Genomic DNA, 6,772 nt, shown 5'->3' on the forward strand with positions numbered 1-6,772 from the left:
GCCTAAATCGCGTCCCGACGCGCTTTAGTTTTTTGTTTTGATGCATGTCGTTGCCCCAAAACCGGATCCACTTTTGGGCGACATACATCAGCGAATACGGGTCTCGGTCGCCGGATCGAAGAACACCGCCTTTGTCAGGTTGAAGGCGAGCGGCGTGTTGGTGCCCGGCTGAATGTTGGCGTCGGCGCGCAGCCGCGCCACCACGCCCTTGCCGCCGAGATTGGTGACGGCGAAGGTGTCCGAACCTGCCGGCTCGACGACCTCGATGTGACAGTCCGCGGTTGCGATGTGCGAGGCGTTGCGCTCGGCACCTTCCGGATCGGTCAGGGCTTCGGGACGGACACCGAAGATGATCGGCTTGCCCTGGAATGCCGACAGGCCCGCCGGCGCATTGGCCATCGGCAGGTTGATCGGCTCGCGCGCCTCGCGCTGCAGCACGACGGACAACGCATTGCCTGACGTACCGATCGTCGCCGGGATCAGGTTCATCGCCGGCGAGCCCATGAAGTCGGCGACGAAGAGATTGCTCGGGTTGTTGTAGATTTCGGCCGGCGTGCCGAACTGCTGCACCTCGCCGTCGCGCATCACGGCGATCTTGGTCGCCAGCGTCATCGCCTCGATCTGGTCGTGGGTGACGTAGACGATGGTGGTGCCGGTGGTGGCATGCAGGCGCTTGATCTCGATGCGCATGTCGACGCGCAGCTTGGCGTCGAGGTTGGACAAAGGCTCGTCGAAAAGGAACAGTTTGGGGTCGCGCACCAGCGCCCGGCCCATGGCGACGCGCTGGCGCTGGCCGCCCGAAAGCTGGCTCGGCTTGCGCTGCAAGAGGTGGCCGATCTGCAGCACCTTGGCCACCTTGTCGATCGCCTTCTGGCGCTCCGCCGCCGGCACGCCGCGCATCTCCATGCCGAAGGAGATGTTTCCGGCCACCGTCATGTTCGGGTAGAGCGCATAGCTCTGGAACACCATGGCGATGTCGCGCTTGGAGGGGTGCAGATCGTTGATGGCGCGGCCGTCGACCCGGATTTCGCCCGAGGTGATCGTCTCCAGGCCGGCGATGGTGTTGAGCAAAGTGGACTTGCCGCAGCCGGAAGGGCCGACCAGCACCAGGAAACCGCCTTTCTCGAGCTCGACATCGATCCCTTTCAGGATCTCGACCTGGCCGAAGCGCTTTCTCAGACCATCAATTTCCAGAAAAGCCATCAGATCATCCTTTGACGGCGCCAGCCATGAGACCGCGCACGAAGTAGCGGCCGGCGAGCACATAGACGAGAAGGGTGGGCAGTGCCGCGATCATCGCGGCGGCCATGTTGACGTTGTATTCGACGACGCCGGTCGAGGTGTTGACGACGTTGTTGAGCGCCACCGTCATCGGCATCGCGTCGCCGGTGCCGGCGTAAGCCGAGGCGAAGAGGAAGTCGTTCCAGATGTTGGTGAACTGGTAGATGACGGTGACGACGAAGATCGGCATTGAGTTCGGCAGCATGATGCGGCGGAAGATCTGGAAGAAGGAGGCGCCGTCGACCTGTGCCGCCTTGACCAGTTCGGTCGGAAACGCCTCATAGTAGTTGCGGAAGAACAGCGTGGTGAAGCCGATGCCGTAGACGACGTGGACGAAGACCAGGTTGACCGTCGGGTTGCCGAGACCGAAGCTCGTTCCGACCGAGTTCTGCAGTGTGACGCCGAAGCGGCCGAGGCTGCCGAGGATGGTCGCCATCGGCAGCAGCACCGACTGGAACGGAATGAAGCAGGCAAACAGCATCAGCCCGAACACCAGCGTCGCGCCGCGAAAACGCCATTTGGTCAGAACGTAGCCGTTCAGCGCGCCCAGCATGGTCGAAATCAGAACGGCCGGAACCACCATCTTGATGGAGTTCCAGAAATAGCCCTTGATGCCGGCGCAGGTGAGGCCGACGCAGGTCTCGCCCCACGCCTTCAGCCACGGGTCGAAGGTCGGCGCCTTGGGCAGCGCCAGCATGTTGCCGTTCTGGATCTCGTCCATGGTCTTGAACGAAGTCACCAGCATGACGAACAGCGGCATCAGGTAAAACAGCGCAAACAGCGCCAGCAGCCCGTAGATGACGATGCGGTTGATGACCTTGACGTTGACGCCGCCGGAGGCCTGGCGGGCGGGAGTGGTGACGGCGCTCATCGCGGCTTCTCCCGCAGTTCCGAATAGAGATAGGGCACGATGATGGCGACGATGGTCATCAGCATGATCACCGCACTGGCCGAGCCGACGGCCATTTCGTTGCGCTTGAACGTGTACTCATACATGAAGTTGGACGGCAGCCACGCCGAGCCGCCGGGCCCGCCGCTGGTCAGTGCGACCACGAGATCGTAGGACTTGATGGCGAGGTGCGCGAGCACGATGAATGCCGACAGGAAGATCGGCCGCAGCAGCGGGATGACGATGCGGCGATAGAGCTGGAAGGTGGTGGCGCCGTCGATCTGCGCCGCCTTCATGATCTCGCCGTCGATGCCGCGCAGGCCGGCCAGGAACATCGCCATGATGAAGCCGGAGGCCTGCCAGACGCCGGCAATGACCACCGTGTAGATGACGAAATCCTTGTTCTTGATCCAGTCGAAATGGAAGCTCGTCCAGCCCCACTGATGCAAGGTCTGCTCGAGACCTAGGCCGGGATCCAGGAACCATTTCCAGGCAACGCCGGTGACGATGAAGGACAGCGCCATCGGATAGAGATAGATCGGCCTCAACACGCCTTCGCCGCGGATCTTCTGGTCGAGCAGGATGGCCAGGAACAGGCCGAGCGCCAGGCAGATTGCGATGTAGAGGAAACCGAAAATACCCATATTGGTGATCGACGTGTACCAGCTCGATGGCGGGTCGGTGTCGAAGGTCCAGCCCCACAGCCGCTGATAGGCGCGCGAGCCGGTTAGGACATAGGATGGGAAGGTCTTGGAATTGGTGAAGGACAGATAAATCGTCCACAGGATGAAGCCATAGACGAAGACGATGGTGATGGCGAAGCTCGGCGCCAGCACGATCTTGGGCAATGCGTCCTGCAGGCGCGAGCGCACCGAGGCGCGTGGCCGCGCATGCTCCGGCGTCAGCTTGATCTGGCTTGTCGCTACCGTGCTCATGGGGCTCCTCCCGTCGACTCGCGGCCAACCAGCTTCGCGGATCTATGTTCGCGGATCTGGGCCTTCCCCGCCGGAGCGGGGAAGGCGTTTTTGGCGCGTGCTTACTTGGCGTCGTCGATCGCCTTGACCAGCTCGGTCACGGCTTCGTCCGAGGTCTTGATCTGACCATGGACGAATTTGGAGACGACATCCTTATAGGCATTGGCGACCGCCGGAGGCGCGCCATAGCCCTGGGCCAGCGAGCCGAACAGCGTGCCGCCTTCATTGGCTGCCTTCAGGTCGGCGATGCCCTTCTTGCCGCAAGCGTCGAAGTCGGTGTCCGGAACGTCGGTACGGGCCGGAACCGAACCCTTGACGACGTTGAAGGCCGACTGGAAGCTCTTCGACAGGGTGGCGGTGGCCAGTGCGACCTGGGCGGCCTTGCGGTCGTCGGGAACATTGAACATGCCGAACATGTCGGAGTTGTAGATCACCGAGCCGTCGGTGCCCGGGAAGCGATAGCACAGGAAGTCGGTGCCCGGGGTCTTGTTGGCGGCGTGGAACTCGCCCTTCGCCCAGTCGCCCATGACCTGCACCAGGGCATCGCCCTTGATGACCATGGCGGTGGCAAGGTTCCAGTCGCGGCCCGAGAAGTTGGGGTCGACATAGGTGACGAGCTTGGCCAGATTGTCGAACGACTTCTTCATCGTGTCGGACTTCAGGGACTCGTCATCGAGGTCGTTGAAGGCCTTCTTGTAGAACTCGGGTCCGCCGGTCGACAGCACGACGGAGTCGAACATGGTGGCTTCCTGCCAGTTCTGGCCGCCGAGAGCGAGCGGGATCACGCCTGCCGCCTTGGCCTTGTCGAGCAGGGCAACGAAGTCGTCGAAGGTCTTCGGCTCGGTGCCGCCGATCTTGTCCAGGACGGCCTTGTTGATCCACAGCCAGTTGACCGAGTGAACGTTGACCGGCGCCGCGACCCACTTGCCGTCATAGACCGAAAACTTCTGCAGGGCTGCCGGAACGGACTTGTCCCAGCCTTCCTTCTTCGCCGTTTCGGTCAGGTCGCCCATGACGCCGGCGGCTGCATAGTCGAGCACGGTGTAGCCGAGCATCTGCGAGGCGGTCGGATAATTGCCGGCCGCGACCATCGCCTTCAGCGCGGTCATGGCGGCATCGCCGCCGCCGCCGGCCACCGGCACGTCCTTCCAGGCATAGCCTTCCTTGGCCAGATCACCCTTGAGGACGTTGAGAGCAGCCGCTTCGCCGCCCGAGGTCCACCAATGCAGCATCTGGACTTCCTTGACGTCCTCGGCGTGGGCCGCGAAAGCCAGGCCCGACGCGAGAGCCGTTCCGATAAGCAGTTTGCGCAACATGTACTTCCTCCCTTGTTGCATTACACGACCGGCGGATGCCGCCGGGTTCTTCTCAACTCAGCCGACCCACCACCCGGTGCGCTGGCCGCGATGAAACTGGATTGTCTTTTCCTCGGTATAGTCCTCGACGGCGCGTTTGCCGAGTTCGCGTCCGAGACCGGACTGCTTATAGCCTCCGAAAGGCAGCTCGGGATAACCTTCCATGAATGTGTTCACCCAAACGGTTCCCGAACGCACGCCGCGCGCGACCGACATGCAAGTGTCGATGCTGGCGCTCCACACGCCCGCCGACAAACCATAGGGCGTGTTGTTGGCGATGTGCAACGCCTTTTCAATCGATTCAAAAGTCAGCACCGAGAGCACCGGGCCGAACACTTCCTCGCGCGCTATGGCCATGTCCTCGGTGACGCCGCGGATGATGGTGGGATCGAGGTATTGACCGATATTGGAGGCCAATTGCTTGCCTCCGCTGTAGATGCTGCTGCCCTCGGTCGCGGCTGCCGCAACGTAACCGGCAACCTTGGCCAAATGGTCGGACGAGATCATCGCGCCGACCTTGGTTTGGTCATCGAGCGGATCGCCGACCGTGACCCTGGCGGCAAGCGCCTTGACGGCGCTGAGAAAATCGTCGGCGATCGCCTCGTGCACGATCAGCCGGCTGCCGGCATTGCAGCACTCGCCGGCATTGAAGAAGCCGCCGAACACCGCCGCATCGGCGGCCGCTTCGAGGTCGGCGTCCTGGAAGACGATCTGGCCGTTCTTGCCGCCGAGCTCCATCGAGACTTTCTTCAGCGACTGCGCGGCGGATGCCATCGTCATTTTGCCGACGCGGGTGGAGCCGGTGAACGAGACCATTTCGACCAGCGGGTGGCTGACCATCGGCGCACCGACATCGGCGCCAAGTCCGGCCAGGATATTGACGACGCCGGCGGGCAGGCCGGCCTGCATCAGGATGTCGCCGAGCACGAAGGTCGAGGCCGAGGTCATTTCGCTCGGCTTGACCACCGCCGTGCAGCCGGCGGCGAGCGCGAAGGGCAGTTTCTGGCTGACGATCAGGAACGGGAAATTCCACGGGGTGATGATCGAGACGACGCCGATCGGTTCGCGCAGGACGACACCCAGCATGGCGTCGCCGAGATTGGCGTAGGTTTCACCATGCAGGGTGCGGGCAAGCGAGGCGGCATAGCGCCAGATGTCGACGGCGCCGCCGATCTCGCCGCGTGCCTGGGCGATCGGTTTGCCCGATTCCAGTGCGTCGAGCCGGGCGATGTCTTCCAGTCGGCCCTCGATCAGATCAGCTGCCTTGAGCAGGATCGTGGCACGTTCGGCCGCCTTCATGCGCGGCCATGGACCCGTTTCGAAAGCCCTGTGGGCGGCAAGCACAGCGGCTTCCACTTCGGCCTCACCGGCCTGCGCATAGTGCGAGACGGTGAAGCCGTGGCCGGGGCTGTTTCGAGCAATCGTACGGCCGTCGCGGGCATCGACATGCTTACCGTCGATCAGCAGCTTGTAGCCTTTCGGGGCTTCGGCCGCCTCGGCCGGCATGGCGATCTTCAGGGGTGCGTTCATATGTTTGCTCTAGGATCTCGAAAAGGCCGGCTTCTGCTTGGCCTTGAAGGCATCGACGCCGGCCTTCAGATCGCCGGTCAGGGCGATGAAGCCGCTGGCCAGCGCTTCGGTGGCGGCGGCACTTTCCTCGCCTTCGGCGACCGCGATCATCAGCTTGGCGGCTTCCGTCGCCAGCGGGCCGCGCTCGGCGATCTTTTCCGCCCACGCCTTTGCTTCTTCGTGTGCGTTGCCAGTTGCGACCACCCGGTCGACGATGCCCAGGGCGAGTGCCTCGGGGGCGAGAAGGATCTCGCCGCCCAGCGCCATGCGGCGCACCGTCTGCGCGCCGAAGCGGCGCACGGCGCGCTGCGTACCGGACCAGCCGGGCACGACGCCAATCGAGGTTTCCGGGAAGCCTAATTTCATTTGTGTTTCCGCCACGCGGAAGTCGCAAGCCGCAGCCAGTTCCAGGCCGCCGCCCAGCGCATGGCCGGACAGGACGGCGATTGTCGGCTGCCGCAGCCGCGCCAAGCGGTCGAAGACGCGGTGGCCGTAGCGCACCCACTGCACCTGGAAATCGGCGGCACTCATCTGCGCCCAGGCTTCGACATCGCCACCGGCGCAAAAGCCCTTGCCTTCGCCGCGCAGCAGCACGACGCGGACGCCCTCGGCCATCTCGGCCGCGTCGAGCGCCGTCTCTAGCGCCCGCAGCATCGGAATGTCCAGTGCGTTGAATTTCTCCGGCCGGCGCAGCGTGATGGTAC

General features: G+C 63.5%; 6 protein-coding genes. All 6 read right to left on the minus strand.

The genetic code is table 11. From position 1 onward, the window contains the following. Positions 1 to 87 precede the first annotated feature (87 nt). Positions 88 to 1,203, minus strand: a complete 1,116-nt coding sequence (locus EN914_RS18670; protein WP_013529698.1) for an ABC transporter ATP-binding protein — start codon at positions 1,201 to 1,203, stop codon at positions 88 to 90. Between the two features lie 4 nt (positions 1,204 to 1,207). Continuing rightward, complete coding sequence (locus EN914_RS18675; RefSeq protein ID WP_024502751.1) at positions 1,208 to 2,152, minus strand: carbohydrate ABC transporter permease; 945 nt, start codon at positions 2,150 to 2,152, stop codon at positions 1,208 to 1,210. Then, on the minus strand, positions 2,149 to 3,105 hold the full coding sequence (locus EN914_RS18680) for a carbohydrate ABC transporter permease (protein WP_024502750.1): 957 nt from the start codon (positions 3,103 to 3,105) through the stop codon (positions 2,149 to 2,151). Before EN914_RS18680 ends, EN914_RS18675 begins: the two co-directional genes overlap by 4 nt. A 101-nt stretch (positions 3,106 to 3,206) precedes the next feature. Next, complete coding sequence (locus EN914_RS18685) at positions 3,207 to 4,460, minus strand: ABC transporter substrate-binding protein (protein ID WP_013529701.1); 1,254 nt, start codon at positions 4,458 to 4,460, stop codon at positions 3,207 to 3,209. A 57-nt stretch (positions 4,461 to 4,517) separates the two neighbouring features. Then, complete coding sequence (locus tag EN914_RS18690; RefSeq protein WP_024502748.1) at positions 4,518 to 6,029, minus strand: aldehyde dehydrogenase family protein; 1,512 nt, start codon at positions 6,027 to 6,029, stop codon at positions 4,518 to 4,520. A gap of 9 nt (positions 6,030 to 6,038) precedes the next feature. Beyond that, complete coding sequence (locus tag EN914_RS18695) at positions 6,039 to 6,767, minus strand: enoyl-CoA hydratase/isomerase family protein (RefSeq protein WP_245497828.1); 729 nt, start codon at positions 6,765 to 6,767, stop codon at positions 6,039 to 6,041. Between the last annotated feature and the right edge of the window lie 5 nt (positions 6,768 to 6,772).

Origin of the sequence: Mesorhizobium sp. M7A.F.Ca.CA.001.08.2.1 (genome assembly GCF_003998455.1) — a bacterium.
Taxonomy (GTDB): Bacteria; Pseudomonadota; Alphaproteobacteria; order Rhizobiales; family Rhizobiaceae; genus Mesorhizobium; species Mesorhizobium ciceri.

Coding starts and splice junctions, on each gene's coding strand:
- EN914_RS18675 (WP_024502751.1), bottom strand. CDS start 2,152: ATGAGCGCCGTCACCACTCCCGCCCGCCAGGCCTCCGGCGGCGTCAAC.
- EN914_RS18680 (WP_024502750.1), bottom strand. CDS start 3,105: ATGAGCACGGTAGCGACAAGCCAGATCAAGCTGACGCCGGAGCATGCG.
- EN914_RS18670 (WP_013529698.1), bottom strand. CDS start 1,203: ATGGCTTTTCTGGAAATTGATGGTCTGAGAAAGCGCTTCGGCCAGGTC.
- EN914_RS18685 (WP_013529701.1), bottom strand. CDS start 4,460: ATGTTGCGCAAACTGCTTATCGGAACGGCTCTCGCGTCGGGCCTGGCT.
- EN914_RS18690 (WP_024502748.1), bottom strand. CDS start 6,029: ATGAACGCACCCCTGAAGATCGCCATGCCGGCCGAGGCGGCCGAAGCC.